The sequence below is a fragment of the Roseateles sp. genome (assembly GCF_019237615.1).
Classification (GTDB): Bacteria; Pseudomonadota; Gammaproteobacteria; order Burkholderiales; family Burkholderiaceae_C; genus Pelomonas.
Genome location: NZ_JAFAGT010000055.1, coordinates 1 through 16,767, shown reverse-complemented (window position 1 = coordinate 16,767; position 16,767 = coordinate 1). Strand labels below are relative to the sequence as shown.

The 16,767-nt window shown below is 64.0% G+C and carries 14 protein-coding genes and 1 tRNA gene; 1 reads left to right on the top strand and 14 read right to left on the bottom strand.

All coding sequences use genetic code 11. The annotated features are described in order from the left end of the window. The 4 genes from JOY88_RS10250 to rpsL all read right to left on the bottom strand — a co-directional run. Nucleotides 1-147 (bottom strand): GTP-binding protein (locus JOY88_RS10250; RefSeq protein WP_259170423.1); only part of this gene is annotated, 147 nt, incomplete at its 3' end. Nucleotides 148-269: 122 nt separating this feature from the next. After that, the gene (fusA, locus tag JOY88_RS10245) at nucleotides 270-2,375 is read right to left on the bottom strand and encodes an elongation factor G (protein WP_293502171.1); all 2,106 of its coding nucleotides are present in this window, start codon (nucleotides 2,373-2,375) and stop codon (nucleotides 270-272) included. A 69-nt stretch (nucleotides 2,376-2,444) separates the two neighbouring features. Then, nucleotides 2,445-2,915 carry a 30S ribosomal protein S7 gene (gene rpsG / locus JOY88_RS10240; RefSeq protein ID WP_119046632.1) on the bottom strand — a complete coding sequence of 157 codons (471 nt, stop codon included), beginning with the start codon at nucleotides 2,913-2,915 and terminating at the stop codon, nucleotides 2,445-2,447. A 149-nt stretch (nucleotides 2,916-3,064) separates the two neighbouring features. Next, nucleotides 3,065-3,439 (bottom strand): 30S ribosomal protein S12, encoded by a 375-nt coding sequence (rpsL, locus tag JOY88_RS10235; protein WP_233395045.1) that lies wholly within the window; start codon nucleotides 3,437-3,439, stop codon nucleotides 3,065-3,067. Between the two features lie 181 nt (nucleotides 3,440-3,620). Here rpsL and JOY88_RS10230 point away from each other — a divergent pair, with 181 nt between their 5' ends. Continuing rightward, nucleotides 3,621-4,097 carry a putative toxin-antitoxin system toxin component, PIN family gene (locus tag JOY88_RS10230; RefSeq protein WP_293502167.1) on the top strand — a complete coding sequence of 159 codons (477 nt, stop codon included), beginning with the start codon at nucleotides 3,621-3,623 and terminating at the stop codon, nucleotides 4,095-4,097. 70 nt (nucleotides 4,098-4,167) lie between these two features. Here JOY88_RS10230 and rpoC read toward each other — a convergent pair whose 3' ends face one another. The 10 genes from rpoC to JOY88_RS10180 form a co-directional block, all read right to left on the bottom strand. After that, entirely contained in the window at nucleotides 4,168-8,385 is a 4,218-nt protein-coding gene (gene rpoC, locus JOY88_RS10225) for a DNA-directed RNA polymerase subunit beta' (protein WP_293502165.1), read from the bottom strand. A 20-nt stretch (nucleotides 8,386-8,405) separates the two neighbouring features. Next, the gene (rpoB, locus tag JOY88_RS10220) at nucleotides 8,406-12,527 is read right to left on the bottom strand and encodes a DNA-directed RNA polymerase subunit beta (RefSeq protein WP_293502163.1); all 4,122 of its coding nucleotides are present in this window, start codon (nucleotides 12,525-12,527) and stop codon (nucleotides 8,406-8,408) included. Between the two features lie 341 nt (nucleotides 12,528-12,868). Beyond that, on the bottom strand, nucleotides 12,869-13,249 hold the full coding sequence (rplL, locus tag JOY88_RS10215; protein ID WP_293502161.1) for a 50S ribosomal protein L7/L12: 381 nt from the start codon (nucleotides 13,247-13,249) through the stop codon (nucleotides 12,869-12,871). Nucleotides 13,250-13,303: 54 nt separating this feature from the next. Then, complete coding sequence (gene rplJ, locus JOY88_RS10210; protein WP_293502159.1) at nucleotides 13,304-13,822, bottom strand: 50S ribosomal protein L10; 519 nt, start codon at nucleotides 13,820-13,822, stop codon at nucleotides 13,304-13,306. A gap of 269 nt (nucleotides 13,823-14,091) precedes the next feature. Further along, a complete protein-coding gene (gene rplA / locus JOY88_RS10205) occupies nucleotides 14,092-14,802 on the bottom strand; it encodes a 50S ribosomal protein L1 (protein WP_293502157.1) in 711 nt (236 codons plus the stop codon). 2 nt (nucleotides 14,803-14,804) lie between these two features. Further along, the gene (rplK, locus tag JOY88_RS10200) at nucleotides 14,805-15,242 is read right to left on the bottom strand and encodes a 50S ribosomal protein L11 (RefSeq protein ID WP_025564481.1); all 438 of its coding nucleotides are present in this window, start codon (nucleotides 15,240-15,242) and stop codon (nucleotides 14,805-14,807) included. Nucleotides 15,243-15,406: 164 nt separating this feature from the next. Continuing rightward, a complete protein-coding gene (gene nusG / locus JOY88_RS10195) occupies nucleotides 15,407-15,982 on the bottom strand; it encodes a transcription termination/antitermination protein NusG (RefSeq protein ID WP_293502156.1) in 576 nt (191 codons plus the stop codon). Nucleotides 15,983-15,997: 15 nt separating this feature from the next. Next, on the bottom strand, nucleotides 15,998-16,384 hold the full coding sequence (secE, locus tag JOY88_RS10190) for a preprotein translocase subunit SecE (RefSeq protein WP_293502155.1): 387 nt from the start codon (nucleotides 16,382-16,384) through the stop codon (nucleotides 15,998-16,000). Nucleotides 16,385-16,529: 145 nt separating this feature from the next. Further along, nucleotides 16,530-16,605, bottom strand: a tRNA-Trp gene (locus JOY88_RS10185). Nucleotides 16,606-16,620: 15 nt separating this feature from the next. Continuing rightward, a partial coding sequence (locus JOY88_RS10180; RefSeq protein WP_524539190.1) for an EF-Tu C-terminal domain-related protein occupies nucleotides 16,621-16,767 on the bottom strand: 147 nt, incomplete at its 5' end.

The following is a 16,767-nucleotide window of genomic DNA, read 5'->3' as shown; positions in this document are numbered from 1 at the left end:
CTGGTCATAGGCCTTGGCCTCGCCACCGAACTTCTTGGACAGCACCGTCGCGATCGCCGCCGTCAGCGTCGTCTTGCCGTGGTCCACGTGACCGATCGTGCCCACGTTCACGTGCGGCTTGGTCCGTTCAAACTTGCCTTTTGCCATTTCAATTCTCCAAAAAGAGCATCTCGCCAGTCTGTTGGTTTAGCGTTTCCGCAGCGCCCGTGATCCCCGCCGACTGGCGAAGCGGGCGAGCCGCTGCGAAGACGATTCAGTTCAGAAGCCGATCAGGACTTGCCGCGCGCCAGGATGATGGCGTCGGCGACGTTCTTGGGCGCTTCGGAGTAGTGCTTGAACTCCATCGTGTAGGTGGCGCGACCTTGCGTGGCCGAACGCAGCGACGTGGAGTAGCCGAACATTTCGCTCAGCGGCACTTCGGCCTTGATGACCTTGCCACCGCCAACCATGTCGTCCATGCCCTGCACCATGCCGCGACGGCTGGACAGGTCGCCCATGACAGTACCGGCGTAGTCTTCCGGCGTCTCGACTTCCACGGCCATCATCGGCTCCAGGATGACGGGGCTGGCGCGGCGGCAGGCTTCCTTGAAGCCCATGGAGGCGGCCATCTTGAACGCGTTTTCGTTCGAGTCCACATCGTGGTAAGAACCGAAGGTCAGCGTGACCTTGACGTCAACGACCGGGTAACCAGCCAGCACGCCGTTCGGCAGGGTGTCGATGACGCCCTTCTCGACCGCGGGGATGTACTCGCGCGGCACGACGCCGCCCTTGATGGCGTCGACGAACTCGAAGCCCTTGCCCGGCTCTTGCGGCTCGACCGTCAGCACGACGTGACCGTACTGGCCCTTGCCGCCCGACTGGCGAACGAACTTGCCTTCGACGTCGGTCGCGGTCTTGCGGATGGTTTCGCGGTAGGCCACCTGCGGCTTGCCCACGTTGGCATCCACGCCGAACTCGCGCTTCATGCGGTCGACGATGATTTCCAGGTGCAGCTCGCCCATGCCGGAGATGATGGTCTGGCCGGACTCTTCGTCGGTGCGCAGGCGGAAGGACGGGTCTTCGGCAGCCAGACGGCCCAGAGCGATGCCCATCTTCTCCTGGTCGGCCTTGGTCTTGGGCTCAACGGCCTGCGAGATCACGGGCTCGGGGAAGACCATCTTTTCCAGCGTGATGATGCTGTCCGGGTCGCACAGGGTCTCGCCCGTGGTGACGTCCTTCAGGCCCACGCAGGCAGCGATGTCGCCAGCCAGAATTTCCTTGATTTCCTCACGCTGGTTGGCGTGCATCTGCAGGATACGGCCGATGCGCTCCTTCTTGCCGCGGATCGGGTTGTAGACGGTTGCGCCCGACTGCAGCACGCCCGAATACACGCGCACGAAGGTCAGCTGGCCGACGTAGGGGTCGGTCATCAGCTTGAAGGCCAGCGCGGCGAACTTCTCGTTGTCGTCAGCCTTGCGGGTAACCGGCTGCTCGTCTTCGTCGGTGCCAGGCACCGGCGGGATGTCGATGGGCGACGGCAGGAAGTCGATGACGGCGTCCAGCATGCGCTGCACACCCTTGTTCTTGAAGGCGGTGCCGCACAGCATCGGCTGGATCTCGGTCGCGATGGTGCGCTGGCGGATCGCGAGCTTCATTTCTTCCTCGGACAGGTCACCCGTCTCGAGGTACTTATTCATCAGCTCTTCGGTGGCCTCGGCAGCTGCCTCGACCAGCTTCTCGCGCCATTCCTGGGCGACCTCGACCAGGTCGGCGGGGATGTCTTCGAAGGTGAACTTCATGCCCTGGGACGCGTCGTCCCAGATGATGGCCTTCATCTTGAAGAGGTCCACCACGCCCTTGAAGTTTTCCTCGGCGCCGATGGGGATGACCACGGGCACGGGGTTGGCCTTCAGGCGGGTCTTCATCTGGTCGACGACCTTGAAGAAGTTCGCGCCGGTGCGGTCCATCTTGTTGACGAACGCAAGGCGGGGCACCTTGTACTTGTTGGCCTGGCGCCAGACGGTTTCCGACTGGGGCTGCACGCCACCCACGGCGCAGTACACCATGCAGGCGCCGTCCAGCACGCGCATGGAACGCTCCACCTCGATGGTGAAGTCCACGTGTCCGGGGGTGTCGATGATGTTGAAGCGGTGCTCGGGGTAGGACATGTCCATGCCCTTCCAGAAGCAGGTCGTCGCGGCCGACGTGATCGTGATGCCGCGCTCCTGCTCCTGCTCCATCCAGTCCATCGTGGCGGCGCCGTCGTGCACCTCACCGATCTTGTGGTTCACACCGGTGTAGAAAAGGATGCGTTCGGTCGTGGTGGTCTTGCCGGCATCGATGTGCGCGGAGATACCGATGTTGCGGTAGCGCTCGATGGGTGTTTTGCGGGCCATGGTTTGCTCCAGAAGGCAGGAGCCGCCAGCGGGTTGGTAGAAACCCGAGGCGGCCGAAAGACAGTGTGTTTAGAAGCGGAAGTGCGAGAAGGCCTTGTTGGCTTCGGCCATGCGGTGAACTTCGTCGCGCTTCTTCATCGCGCCGCCACGGCCTTCTGCGGCCTCCAGCAGCTCATTGGCCAGGCGTTGGGCCATCGACTTCTCGCCGCGCTTGCGGGCGGATTCCTTGAGCCAGCGCATGGCGAGGGCCATCCGGCGGACGGGGCGAACTTCCACGGGAACTTGGTAGTTCGCACCGCCGACCCGGCGGGACTTCACTTCGACCATGGGCTTCACGTTGTTCAGGGCAACCATGAACACTTCCAGCGGATCCTTGCCGATCTTCTTCTCGACTTGGTCCAGAGCGCCGTAGATGATGCGCTCGGCGACGGCCTTCTTGCCCGACTCCATGATGACGTTCATGAACTTGGACAGATCGACGGAACCGAACTTGGGGTCCGGCAGGATTTCGCGCTTGGGTACTTCGCGACGACGTGGCATGGGATTCTTCCTTCTGCTTCAGTTGGAGGCGGCCTTCATGGCCTGACTCCGCTGGACAACCACCGACATCTGGGGCCATCCACTTACTCGGCTGCTCAACAGCCGCAACAACGCTGGGTCAGCTACAGAGCTGAACCCGAACAGACGATTTACTTCTTCGGACGCTTGGCACCGTACTTGGAACGGGCCTGCTTGCGATCCTTGACGCCTTGCAAGTCGAGGGAGCCGCGGACGATGTGGTAACGCACACCGGGCAGATCCTTCACACGGCCGCCGCGCACGAGCACGACGCTGTGTTCTTGCAGGTTATGGCCTTCACCGCCGATGTACGAGATGACCTCGAAACCGTTGGTCAGGCGCACCTTGGCGACCTTACGCAGAGCCGAGTTCGGCTTCTTGGGCGTGGTGGTGTAGACGCGGGTGCAGACACCGCGGCGCTGCGGGCAGTTCTGCATCGCAGGCGACTTGGACTTGGTGACCTCGGCCTCTCGACCTTGGCGCACCAGCTGATTGATGGTTGGCATAAAACGACTTGTTCCCGTTTGAAGTCAGTGAACCTCGCCCACTTTTTCAAGTGCATTTTCAAGTTTCAGGCGCGCAGCAATGCGCCGCCCAAAAGGCGAAGAGCCGAGGATTGTAGATCGCCGGGGAATTCGGCACAAGGGTCTGCCCGTAAACCCGGCCATCGCCGGGTAAGCTGACGGCATGGATACCCCCGCCCTGCCCGCCGATCCGGCGGGTCCGCCCAGCGCCGTCGAACGGCCGGCCATCGTCATCGACACCCAGGTCGTCATGGACTGGCTGGTGTTTCGCGACGCTCGCGTGCAGGCACTGACGGCGGCGCTCACCTCGGGCGCGCTGCGCTGGCTTGTGGCGCCGGCGATGCGCGACGAGATCCGGCATGTACTGGGCCGCGGCGTGGCCGCCAGCTATGCACCCGATCTGAGCTTCATCGAGGCACAGTTCGACGCCCACGCGCTGCAGGTGGCCGCCGCCGAGCCGCAGCCGCTGGCCGGCCGCCTGGTCTGCCGCGACCCGGATGACCAGAAGTTCATCGACCTCGCGCTGGCCGCCCGCGCCCGCTGGCTGATCTCGCGCGACAAGGCGGTGCTGGCCCTGTCCAAGCGCGCCAGGCTGCGCGGGCTGGCCATCGTGACGCCGGAGCGCTGGTCGTTCGACTGAGGCGCCAGAAAAGAAAAAGCCGCCCGCGGCCTGGACCGGGGCGGCTCTGGAGGGCGATGCCCTCGACGGCTTATTCGGCCGAGCTGTCGCCAGCGTCGACACCCGCCATCTGAGCAGCGGCCAACTCCTCGGCTTCCTGCAGCGCGATGGCGCGGCGCTCGGCGTCGTCCATGGCCTCCTTGGCGCGGCGCGCCTCGTGGAAGGCCATGCCGGTACCGGCGGGGATCAGGCGGCCCACGATGACGTTTTCCTTCAGGCCACGCAGCTCGTCGCGCTTGCCCATGATGGCAGCCTCGGTGAGCACGCGGGTCGTTTCCTGGAAGGACGCGGCGGAGATGAAGGAGTCCGTCGACAGCGAGGCCTTCGTGATGCCCAGCAGCACATCGGCATGGGTGGCAATCATCTTGCCTTCCTTGCGCAGCTTGTCGTTGGTATCCAGCAGCTCCGAGCGCTCGACCTGCTCGTTCAGGATGTAGTGCGAGTCGCCCGGGTTGGTGATGGTCACGCGGCGCAGCATCTGGCGAACGATCACCTCGATGTGCTTGTCGTTGATCTTCACGCCCTGGAGTCGGTACACGTCCTGCACCTCGTCGACGATGTAGCGAGCCAGCTCCTCGATGCCCAGCAGGCGGAGGATGTCCTGCGGGTCCGCAGCGCCGTCGACGATCAGCTCGCCGCGGTTCACCACCTGGCCTTCGTGCACCAGGATGTTCTTCTCCTTGGGCACCAGCTCCTCGTGGGCCTTGCCGTCCGGATCGGTGATCTGCAGGCGATTCTTGCCCTTGGTCTCCTTGCCGAACGACACCGTGCCGGTCTGCTCGGCCAGCACGCCGACGTCCTTGGGCGAGCGGGCTTCGAAGAGCTCCGCAACACGCGGCAGACCGCCGGTAATGTCACGGGTCTTCTGGCCTTCAACCGGGATGCGGGCCAGCACTTCACCGGGCAGCAGTTCCTGGCCGTCACGGATCTGGATCAGCGCGCCGACCTGGAAGCCGATGGCCACCGAGTGGTCGGTACCGGGAATCTTGACCTCGTGACCCTGCGCGTCCAGCAGCTTGACCTGCGGGCGCACGATCTTGGCGGCGCCGCGGCGCTTCGGGTCGATGACGACCAGGGTCGACAGACCGGTCACCTCGTCCACCTGCTTGGCGACGGTCACACCTTCCTCGACGTTCTCGAACTTCGCCTGGCCAGCGAATTCCGTGATGATCGGGCGGGTCAGCGGGTCCCAGTTCGCGAGCACCAGACCGGCCTTGATGACCTGGCTGGCCTTGATGTTCAGGATCGCGCCGTAAGGCACCTTGTGGCGCTCGCGCTCGCGGCCGTGCGGGTCGGCAATGATGATCTCGCCGGAGCGGGAGATCACGACCAACTCGCCCTTGCCGTTGGTCACGTAGCGCATCGTGGCGTTGAAGCCGATGATGCCGTCCGACTTGGCTTCGACGCTCGAGGCGACGGCTGCGCGCGACGCGGCGCCGCCGATGTGGAAAGTCCGCATCGTCAGCTGCGTGCCGGGCTCGCCGATGGACTGGGCGGCGATGACGCCCACAGCTTCACCCGTGTTGACCAGGCCGCCACGGCCAAGGTCGCGGCCGTAGCACTTGGCGCACAGGCCGAAGCGCGTGCCGCAGGTCAGCGGCGTGCGGACCTTGATCTCGTCGACGCCCGCCTGCTCCAGCACGTCGAGGATGTCCTCGTCGAGCATGTTGCCGGCGGCCAGCAGCGGGGCCTGGGTCTCGGGGTGGACGACGTCGATCGCGGCGACGCGGCCGAGGACGCGGTCGCGCAGCGATTCGATGACTTCACCGCCTTCGACCAGGGCGCGCATGGCCATGCCGTTGTCAGTGCCGCAATCGTCCTCGATGACGACCAGGTCCTGCGTCACGTCGACCAGGCGGCGCGTCAGGTAACCGGAGTTCGCGGTCTTCAGCGCCGTGTCCGCCAGGCCCTTACGGGCACCGTGGGTCGAGATGAAGTACTGCAGAACGTTCAGGCCCTCGCGGAAGTTCGCGGTGATGGGCGTCTCGATGATGGAGCCGTCCGGCTTGGCCATCAGGCCGCGCATGCCGGCCAGCTGGCGGATCTGGGCCGCGCTACCGCGGGCGCCCGAGTCGGCCATCATGTAGATCGAGTTGAAAGACTCCTGATCGACGGTCTTGCCGTTGCGATCGATGGTCTTCTCGACCTTCAGGTGGTCCATCATCTTCTTGCCGATTTCGTCACCGGCCTTGCCCCAGATGTCCACGACCTTGTTGTAGCGCTCGCCGGCGGTCACGAGACCCGAGACGTACTGCTGCTCGATCTCCTTGACTTCCTTCTCGGCGCGCTCGATCAGCGTGTGCTTCTGAGCGGGCACCAGCATGTCGTCGATGGCGATCGAGATGCCGGCGCGCGTGGCCAGGCGGAAGCCGCTTTGCAGCAGCTTGTCGGCCAGCACCACGGTTTCCTTCAGGCCGCACTTGCGGAAGCTCGTGTTGATGAGACGCGAGATTTCCTTCTTCTTGAGCGCCTTGTTGATGTTGGCGAACGGCAGGCCCTTGGGCAGGATCTCCGACAGCAGCGCGCGGCCCACGGTGGTGTCCACGAGCTTGGTCTCGGGCACGAATTCGCCCGTGTCCTTGTCCTTGGTCCACTCGGTCAGGCGCACACTGATCTTGGCGGTGATTTCCACGGCGCCGTTTTCCAGCGCGCGGATCAGCTCGGGGATGTCCGAGAAGATCAGGCCTTCGCCGCGGCCGTTGGTGCGCTCGCGGGTCGCGTAGTACAGACCCAGCACCACGTCCTGCGACGGGACGATGGATGGCTCGCCGGAGGCCGGGAACAGCACGTTGTTGGAGGCCAGCATCAGCGTGCGGGCTTCCATCTGCGCCTCGATCGACAGCGGCACGTGGACGGCCATCTGGTCACCGTCGAAGTCGGCGTTGAAGGCCGAGCAGACGAGCGGGTGCAGCTGGATGGCCTTGCCTTCGATCAACACGGGTTCGAAGGCCTGGATGCCGAGGCGGTGCAGCGTCGGGGCGCGGTTCAGCAGGACCGGGTGCTCCTTGATGACCTCTTCCAGGATGTCCCAGACCACCGGCGTGCCGGACTCGACTTCCTTCTTGGCGGCCTTGATCGTCGTCGCGATGCCCATGGCTTCGAGACGGCTGAAGATGAAGGGCTTGAACAGCTCCAGCGCCATCAGCTTGGGCAGGCCGCACTGGTGCAGCTTCAGCGTCGGGCCGACCACGATGACCGAACGGCCCGAGTAGTCGACGCGCTTGCCCAGCAAGTTCTGACGGAAGCGACCGCTCTTGCCCTTGATCATGTCGGCCAGCGACTTCAGGGCACGCTTGTTCGCGCCGGTCATCGCCTTGCCGCGGCGGCCGTTGTCCAGCAGCGAGTCGACGGCTTCCTGCAGCATGCGCTTTTCATTGCGCACGATGATCTCGGGGGCCTTCCGCTCCAGCAGGCGGGCCAGACGGTTGTTGCGGTTGATGACGCGACGGTAGAGGTCGTTCAGGTCGGAGGTCGCGAAGCGGCCGCCGTCCAGCGGCACCAGCGGACGCAGGTCCGGCGGCAGCACGGGCAGCACGTCCAGCACCATCCAGTTCGGCTTGATGCCGGACTTCTTGAAGGCCTCCATGACCTTCAGGCGCTTGGAGTTCTTCTTGACCTTGAGCTCGGAGCCGGTCATGTCGTTGCGCAGACGATCGATCTCGATGTCGAGATCCATCTCCTCCAGCAGCTTCTTGATGCCCTCGGCGCCCATCAGCGCGATGAACTCGTCACCGAACTCGATGCGCTTGGCGTCGTAGTCGTCCTCGCTCATGATCGAGAACTTCTTCAGCGGCGTCATGCCCGGGTCGACGACGACATAGGCTTCGAAGTACAGCACGCGCTCGATGTCGCGCAGCGTCATGTCGAGCACCAGGCCCAGACGCGACGGCAGCGACTTCAGGAACCAGATGTGCGCGCAGGGCGCCGCCAGGTCGATGTGACCCATGCGGTCACGGCGGACCTTGGTCTGCGTGACTTCGACGCCGCACTTCTCGCAGATGACGCCGCGGTGCTTCAGGCGCTTGTACTTGCCGCACAGGCACTCGTAGTCCTTGATCGGGCCAAAGATCTTGGCGCAGAACAGGCCGTCACGCTCCGGCTTGAAGGTGCGGTAGTTGATGGTCTCGGGCTTCTTCACCTCGCCGAACGACCAGCTGCGGATCTTCTCCGGGGAAGCCAGGCCGATCTTGATGGCATCGAAATGCTCATCCGGGGTGAATTGCTTGAAAAGGTCGAGTAGTCCCTTCATGGTGTCTTCCTTTTCCTTCCTTAGTTGCGCTCAAGCTCGATGTCGATACCGAGCGAGCGGATTTCCTTGACCAGCACGTTGAACGATTCCGGCATGCCGGCCTCGATGGCGTGCTCGCCCTTGACGATGGACTCGTAGACCTTGGTGCGGCCGTTCACGTCGTCGGACTTGACCGTCAGCATTTCCTGCAGGATGTACGAGGCGCCATAGGCTTCCAGCGCCCAGACTTCCATTTCACCGAAACGCTGGCCGCCGAACTGCGCCTTGCCGCCCAGCGGCTGCTGCGTGACGAGCGAGTACGGGCCGGTCGAACGGGCGTGCATCTTGTCGTCCACCAGGTGGTGCAGCTTCAGCACATGCATGTAGCCGACGGTGACCGGACGCTCGAAGCGCTCGCCGGTACGGCCGTCGCACAGCCAGGCTTGGGTGCGGGTTTCGGTCAGGCCCTTGCGGGCGGCGATGTCGTCCGGGTAGGCCAGCTTCAGCATGCCGCGGATCTCTTCTTCCTTGGCGCCATCGAACACCGGCGTCGCGAAGGGCACGCCCTTGGCGAGGTTCTCGGCCATCTCCAGCACTTCCGTGTCGGACAGGTCGTCGATGTTCTCGGTCTTGCCACCGCTCTGGTTGTAGAGCTGGTCGAACAGCTTGCGCAGCTCAGCCACCTTGCTGTGCTGTTGCAGCATGTCGCCGATGCGCTGGCCAATGCCCTTGCCGGCCCAGCCCAGATGGACCTCCAGCACCTGACCCACGTTCATCCGCGACGGGACGCCCAGCGGGTTCAGCACGATGTCGGCAGGCGTGCCGTCGGCCATATAGGGCATGTCCTCGATCGGGGTGACCTTGGACACGACACCCTTGTTGCCGTGACGGCCGGCCATCTTGTCGCCAGGCTGCAGGCGGCGCTTGACGGCCAGGTAGACCTTGACCATCTTCAGCACGCCGGCGGGCAGCTCGTCGCCCTGCGTCAGCTTCTTGCGCTTCTCCTCGAAGGCCAGGTCGAAGCTGTGACGCGTCTGGTCCAGCGCGTTCTTGATCGACTCGAGCTGGTTGGCGACGTCTTCCTCGGCCGGACGGATGTCGAACCAGTGGAACTTCTCGACGGAGGCCAGGTAGTCCTTGTCGATCTTCGTGCCCTTGGCGATCTTCTGCGGGCCGCCATTGGCGACCTTGCCGACCAACAGCTTCTCGATACGGTCGAAGGCGTCGCTCTCGACGATGCGCAGCTGGTCGTTCAGGTCCAGGCGGTAGCGCTTCAGCTCGTCGTCGATGATCTGCTGGGCACGCTTGTCGCGCTGGATGCCTTCACGGGTGAAGACCTGCACGTCGATGACGGTACCGCTGGTGCCCTGGTCGACGCGCAGCGACGTGTCCTTCACGTCCGAAGCCTTCTCGCCGAAGATGGCGCGCAGCAGCTTCTCTTCCGGCGTCAGCGTGGTCTCGCCCTTGGGCGTGACCTTGCCGACCAACACGTCGCCCGGGTTCACCTCGGCACCGATGTAGACGATGCCCGACTCATCCAGGCGGCCCAGTTGCTGCTCGGACAGGTTGGGGATGTCGCGGGTGATTTCTTCCGAGCCCAGCTTGGTGTCACGCGCGTTGACCACCAGTTCCTCGATGTGGATCGAGGTGTAGCGGTCTTCGGCGATGACGCGTTCCGAGATCAGGATCGAGTCTTCGAAGTTGTAGCCGTTCCACGGCATGAACGCGACCAGCATGTTCTGACCCAGGGCCAGCTCACCGATGTCGGTGGACGCGCCGTCGGCAATGATGTCCTCGGCCGCCACCTTGTCGCCACGGCGCACGATGGGGCGCTGGTGGATGTTGGTGTTCTGGTTGGAGCGCTGGTACTTGATCAGGTTGTAGATGTCGACGCCGACCTCACCGGCCACGGTCTCGTCATCGTTCACGCGGATCACGATGCGGTTGGTGTCGACGTAGTCGACGACACCACCACGGCGGGCTGCCACCACGGTGCCCGAGTCCTTCGCGGCGACGCGCTCGACGCCCGTGCCGACGAAAGCCTTCTCGGGACGCAGCACCGGCACGGCCTGGCGCTGCATGTTGGCGCCCATCAGCGCGCGGTTCGCGTCGTCGTGCTCCAGGAACGGCACCAACGAGGCGGCGACGGACACGATCTGCGTCGGTGCCACGTCCATGTACTGGATGCGCTCCGGCGAGGTCAGCACCGATTCGCCGTTCTCACGGGCAGACACCAGCTCGTCGCTGAGCTCGCCGCCGGCGTTCAGCGTCGCGTTCGCCTGGGCGATGACGTACTTGCCTTCTTCGATGGCGGACAGGTAGTCGATCTGGTCGGTGACCTTGCCGTCGACGACGCGGCGGTACGGCGTCTCCAGGAATCCGTACTCGTTGAGCTGTGCGTACAGCGCCAGCGAGTTGATCAGGCCGATGTTCGGGCCTTCCGGCGTTTCGATCGGGCAGACGCGGCCGTAGTGGGTCGGATGCACGTCGCGGACTTCGAAGCCGGCGCGCTCGCGGGTCAGACCGCCCGGGCCCAGGGCGGAAACACGACGCTTGTGCGTGATTTCCGACAGCGGGTTGGTCTGGTCCATGAACTGCGACAGCTGCGACGCACCGAAGAACTCCTTCAGCGCCGCGGAGATCGGCTTGGAGTTGATCAGGTCGTGCGGCATCAGGGCTTCGGTCTCGGCCTGGCCCAGGCGCTCCTTGACGGCCTTCTCGATGCGGGCGAGGCCCGAGCGGTACTGGTTCTCGGCCAGTTCGCCCACGCAGCGCACGCGACGGTTGCCCAGGTGGTCGATGTCGTCCACCTCGCCACGGCCATTGCGCAGCTCGACGAGGATCTTGACGACGTCAAGGATGTCCTCGTTGGACAGGTTCATGTTGCCTTCGGGCGTGTCGCGGCCGACACGCGCGTTGAACTTCATGCGGCCGACGCGACTCAGGTCGTAGGTGTCGGTGCTGTAGAACAGGCGGTTGAACAAGGCCTCGACGGCGTCTTCCGTCGGCGGCTCGCCGGGGCGCATCATGCGGTAGATGGCGACGCGGGCGGCCAGCTGCGTTTCGGTTTCATCCGAGGCCAGCGTCTGCGAGATATAGGCACCTTCGTCCAGCTCGTTCGTGAACAGGCACTGGATGTCCTTGACGCCGGCCTGGCGCAGCTTCTTCAGCAGCGCTTCGGTCAGTTCGTCGTTCGCCTTGGCGATGATCTCGCCGGTGTCGGCGTCGATCATGTTCTTGGCCAGCACGCGGCCGATCAGGAAGTCTTCCGGCACCGAGATGTGCTGCGTGCCGGACTGCTCCAGCTGGCGCGCGTGGCGGGCCGTGATGCGCTTGTCCTTCTCGACGATGACGGCACCGCTCTTGTCGACGATGTCGAAGCGGGCCACTTCACCCTTCAGGCGATCGGCCACGAACTCCATCTGCGCGCCGACTTCCATCAGGCGGAAGTTGTCGAACACGAAGAAGTGGGCCAGGATCTGCTCGGGGTTCAGGCCAATGGCCTTCAGCAGAATGGTGACCGGCATCTTGCGGCGGCGGTCGACGCGGAAGTACAGGATGTCCTTCGGGTCGAACTCGAAGTCCAGCCAGGAGCCGCGGTAGGGGATGATGCGGGCGCTGAACAGCAGCTTGCCCGACGAATGCGTCTTGCCCTTGTCGTGCTCGAAGAACACGCCCGGCGAACGGTGCAGCTGCGACACGATGACGCGCTCGGTACCGTTGACGATGAAGCTGCCGTAGTCGGTCATCAGGGGCACTTCGCCCATGTAGACCTCTTGCTCCTTGATCTCCTTGACGGTCTTCGCCTGAGGCGACTCACGGTCATAGATGATCATCTGCAGGCGTGCACGCACGGCGGCTGCGTAGGTCAACCCCCGCTGCTGGCACTCACGGGTGTCGAAGGGCGGCTTGGCGATGTTGAACTCGAGGAACTTCATCTCGACGAAACCGTTGTGCGAAACAATCGGGAACGCCGACAGGAAGGCCGCCTGCAGCCCTTCGGGCTTGCGCTTGGCAGGGGCTACATCCTTCTGCAGGAAGGCCACGTAGCTGTCCTTCTGCATCGTGAGCAGGTAGGGGACGTTGAGGACACTCTCGCGCTTGCCGAAGCTCTTGCGGATCCGCTTGCGCTCGGTATAGCTGTAGGGGGTTGCTTGCGCCATAAACACTCCGTATCGAGTGCATCCCCGGCCGTGGGACGCACCGCGTCGGCGACTGGCTGGCTCACTCGCCCAGAACGGGCGGCTGCCTAGCTTGGTGGTTGGCCACTACCAACCGCTGGCGGACAACTCTGGCATTGCACCAAAGTCCGACCAAACTGGCTCTCTGCAGTCGGATCAGAGAACACGTGAAAGAACTCCGCATCATACGCTGCGCAGCCCTTTCAACTGTTCTCTACGGGGACAAACCCGTAAAGACGAAAAAGGGGAAGCCCAAAGGCCACCCCTTTCTTGAATCTGGGGAACCCAGATCCGGTCGGCGGACAACTGCCCGCCGGTCCGATTTACTTCATTTCGGCCTTGGCGCCAGCTTCGATCAGCTTCTTGACGGCGGCTTCGGCGTCGGCCTTGGCAATGCCTTCCTTGACGTTCTTCGGAGCGCCGTCGACCAGGTCCTTGGCTTCCTTCAGGCCCAGGCCCGTGATTTCGCGGACGGCCTTGATGACGCCGACCTTCTGGGCGCCGGCGTCAGTCAGGACGACGTTGAACTCGGTCTTCTCTTCAGCGGCGGCAGCACCACCGCCAGCAGCGCCACCGGCGGCCGGAGCAGCCATCGAAGCGGCGGACACGCCGAACTTCTCTTCAATTGCCTTGACCAGGTCGTTCAGTTCCAGGACGGTCATGCTGTCCAGGGCGGTCAGGAAAGCGTCTTTATCGAATGCCATGATGTGTTCCTAAATAACAGATGGGTTGCGTGTGAACGCGTGATTTGTCGTCGATCAGGCCGCAGCCGGGGCTTCGGCTTCGGCGCCGCCGCCACGTTGCTGAGCCAGGGCTGCCAGCACGGCCGCGGTGCGCTGCACCGGCGACTTGAGCAGGCCGGCGATTTGCGACAGCAGGACTTCCTTGGACGGGACGCTGGCCAGAGCCTTCACGCCATTGACGTCCAGAGCCTTGCCGCCGTAGGCGCCGCCCTTGATGACGAGCTTGTCGTTGGTCTTGGCAAAGTCAGCGATGACTTTGGCAGCCGCGACAGCGTCTTCAGAAAAGCCGTAGATCAGCGGGCCGACCATGCTCTCCGAAGCAGCCTCGAACGGGGTGCCGGCGACAGCACGGCGTGCCAGGGTGTTCTTCAGCACGTGAAGATACACACCTTGGGCACGCGCGGTGACGCGCAGCTTGTTCAGGGCTTCAACGGTGAGGCCACGGTACTCGGCCAGCGCCAGCGTCTGCGACTTGGCAGCTTGCGCTGCGACGTCGGAGACAACGGCTGCCTTCTCGTTGCGATTGAGACTCAAGGTCTACTCCTCACATTTGCTCCCTCGGCCTTGCGGCTTCGAGAGCGCCAGGGATTCAGCGACCATCTGTCAGGAACCGGATTCCTTTCAGCGGGACCGCCATCTGCGTTGGTTCCCGGCTCTCACCGGGATTTAAGGGGGCTCCACCAACGGTCTTGGATGACGCGCCACCCCGGCGAACCGGGAGCAGCGCCCCACCAATCTTTGTTGCCCGGGGCCAGACTCGCCCCGCGCAGATTCAGTGACCAGGCCGCACGGCCTGGTCATGCTCAGGCTGCGGTAGCCTGGGCGTTGATCGAAGCGATTTCAACGCGGGCGCCAACGCCCATCGTCGAGGACACGGCGACCTTGCGCAGGTAGATGCCCTTGCTCGACGCCGGCTTGGCCTTGTTCAGGGCCTCGATCAGCGCGCGCAGGTTGCCTTCCAGCTTGTCGGTGTCGAACGAGCGACGGCCGAGGGTGCCGTGGATGATGCCGGCCTTGTCGACGCGGAACTGGACCTGACCAGCCTTGGCGTTCTTGACGGCGGTGGCGACGTCCGGGGTCACGGTGCCGACCTTGGGGTTGGGCATCAGGCCGCGCGGGCCCAGGATCTGACCCAGGGTACCGACGACACGCATCGTGTCCGGCGAGGCGATGACCACGTCGAAGGGCATGTCGCCCGCCTTGACGCGCTCTGCCAGGTCTTCCATACCGACGACGTCGGCGCCGGCGGCGCGGGCTTCTTCAGCCTTCGCACCTTGGGCGAACACGGCGACACGCTTGGTCTTGCCGGTGCCGTTGGGCAGCACGACGGCGCCACGAACAACCTGATCCGACTTCTTGGCATCGATGCCGAGCTGCACAGCCACGTCGATGGACTCATCGAACTTGGCGGTGGCCAGGCTCTTGACCAGATCCAGGGCTTCGGTCAGCGCGTACAGCTTGGTCGATTCGACCTTGCCAGCAAGCGCCTTTTGCTTCTTGGTGAGCTTGGCCATGTTCAAACCCCTTCCACGATGATGCCCATCGAGCGGGCAGAGCCGGCGATGGTCTTGACCGCGGCGTCAATGCTGGCGGCCGTCAGGTCCTTGGTCTTGATCTTGGCGATCTCTTCCAGCTGGGCGCGGGTCAGCTTGCCGACCTTGTCCAGGTGGGGGCGCTGCGAGCCCTTCTCGATCTTGGCAGCCTTCTTGATCAGCACGGTCGCGGGGGGCGACTTGATGACGAAGGTGAAGCTCTTGTCGGCGAAGGCGGTGATGACCACCGGCAGCTTCATGCCCGGCTCGAAGCCGGCGCCCGACGTCTGGGCGTTGAACGCCTTGCAGAACTCCATGATGTTCAGGCCACGCTGACCCAGCGCGGGACCCACCGGCGGCGAAGGATTCGCCTTGCCGGCCGGAATTTGCAGCTTGATGAAGCCGACAATTTTCTTTGCCATGTTTTCTCCATTCCAGTGCCCGGGCGGCAAGGCCTGGACACCTGAGTGCTAGCGCATCGGACTCGGACCGAAGTCCTTACCTTTGCTCCTCTTGTCCGCCTCTCGTTGCAGACCGATCACGGGCCGATGTTGGGGACACCGGCCAAACCCAGCATTCTAGCGCGTCAGACTTTTTCGACTTGCGCGAAGTCTAGCTCCACGGGCGTTGCACGACCGAAGATCGTGACCGACACCCGCACCTTGGACTTGTCGTAGTTGACCTCTTCGACCGAGCCGTTGAAGTCGGTGAATGGGCCTTCCTTGACGCGCACGACTTCGCCGACCGTCCACTCGACCTTGGGCCGGGGCTTCTCGACCCCTTCCTGCATCTGGTTGACGATCTTCATGACCTCGGCTTCCGAGATCGGGGCCGGGCGGTTCTTGGCACCGCCGACGAAGCCCGTCACCTTGGAGGTGTGCTTCACCAGGTGCCAGGATTCGTCGTCCATCGACATCTCGACCAGCACGTAGCCGGGAAAGAAGCGTCGCTCGGTGACGGCCTTCTTGCCGTTCTTCAGCTCGACGACCTCTTCGGTCGGCACGAGGATGCGGCCGAACTTGTCCTGCATGCCAGCGCGGTCGATGCGCTCGCGCAGATTGCGCTCGACGGCCTTCTCCATGCCGGAATAGGCATGGACGACGTACCAGCGCTTGGGCAAACCGGCCGGGGCCTCGGGCGTGACGACTTGTTCTTCAGACATGTGAGTTCCTTGCGGTCAGCGCTTCCAGCCCAGGATCAGGTCGTACAGCACCCATTCCAGCGTCTTGTCGGTCATCCACAGGAACAGCGCCATGACGACGACGAAGGCGAACACATAGCCGGTCATCTGGGTCGCTTCCTTGCGGGTCGGCCAGACCACCTTCTTGACCTCGCGCGCCGAGTCGCGGCCATAGGCGATCAGCGCCTTGCCATGCTCGGACGTGAAGAAGGCGCCGACGCCGGCGGCCAGCAGCACGATCAGCGAGGCCCACTGCACCAGCGGGCCCTGCTTGGACAGGCCGTAGTAGGCCGCCAGCGCGCCGATCAGCAGCAGCACTGCAGCGGCCAGCTTGGCCTTGTCGGCGCCGCTGGTCACGGTCTCGACTTGGGGAGGATTCGCCATCACTTCACTTTCACGCGCCGCTCCGGGAGCGGCTGTTCAGACGCTGCCGCGGCCTGTAGCCATCAGCAGCAAGGCCCGCTGAGATCACTCTCGCGGGCCGATGCTTGGTTAGCCAGGAAAACCAGCCGTCGTGATCAGCGACTGCTGGCAGGGGCAGAGGGTCTCGAACCCCCAACCTTCGGTTTTGGAGACCGACGCTCTGCCAATTGAGCTATGCCCCTGTGGCCCGAAAAAACTTACTCGAGGATCGTGGCGACGACGCCCGAACCGACGGTGCGGCCACCTTCACGGATGGCGAAGCGCAGGCCCTGCTCCATCGCGATGGGGGCGATCAGCTTCACGGTGATGCCGACGTTGTCGCCGGGCATGACCATTTCCTTGTC

Excerpts from the sequence above, each read along its gene's own strand:
- rpoB (WP_293502163.1), bottom strand. The coding sequence starts at position 12,527 with ATGGCGCAAGCAACCCCCTACAGCTATACCGAGCGCAAGCGGATCCGC.
- rplA (WP_293502157.1), bottom strand. The coding sequence starts at position 14,802 with ATGGCCAAGCTCACCAAGAAGCAAAAGGCGCTTGCTGGCAAGGTCGAA.
- fusA (WP_293502171.1), bottom strand. The coding sequence starts at position 2,375 with ATGGCCCGCAAAACACCCATCGAGCGCTACCGCAACATCGGTATCTCC.
- nusG (WP_293502156.1), bottom strand. The coding sequence starts at position 15,982 with ATGTCTGAAGAACAAGTCGTCACGCCCGAGGCCCCGGCCGGTTTGCCC.
- rpsL (WP_233395045.1), bottom strand. The coding sequence starts at position 3,439 with ATGCCAACCATCAATCAGCTGGTGCGCCAAGGTCGAGAGGCCGAGGTC.
- JOY88_RS10230 (WP_293502167.1), top strand. The coding sequence starts at position 3,621 with ATGGATACCCCCGCCCTGCCCGCCGATCCGGCGGGTCCGCCCAGCGCC.
- rpsG (WP_119046632.1), bottom strand. The coding sequence starts at position 2,915 with ATGCCACGTCGTCGCGAAGTACCCAAGCGCGAAATCCTGCCGGACCCC.
- rpoC (WP_293502165.1), bottom strand. The coding sequence starts at position 8,385 with ATGAAGGGACTACTCGACCTTTTCAAGCAATTCACCCCGGATGAGCAT.
- rplL (WP_293502161.1), bottom strand. The coding sequence starts at position 13,249 with ATGGCATTCGATAAAGACGCTTTCCTGACCGCCCTGGACAGCATGACC.
- secE (WP_293502155.1), bottom strand. The coding sequence starts at position 16,384 with ATGGCGAATCCTCCCCAAGTCGAGACCGTGACCAGCGGCGCCGACAAG.
- rplK (WP_025564481.1), bottom strand. The coding sequence starts at position 15,242 with ATGGCAAAGAAAATTGTCGGCTTCATCAAGCTGCAAATTCCGGCCGGC.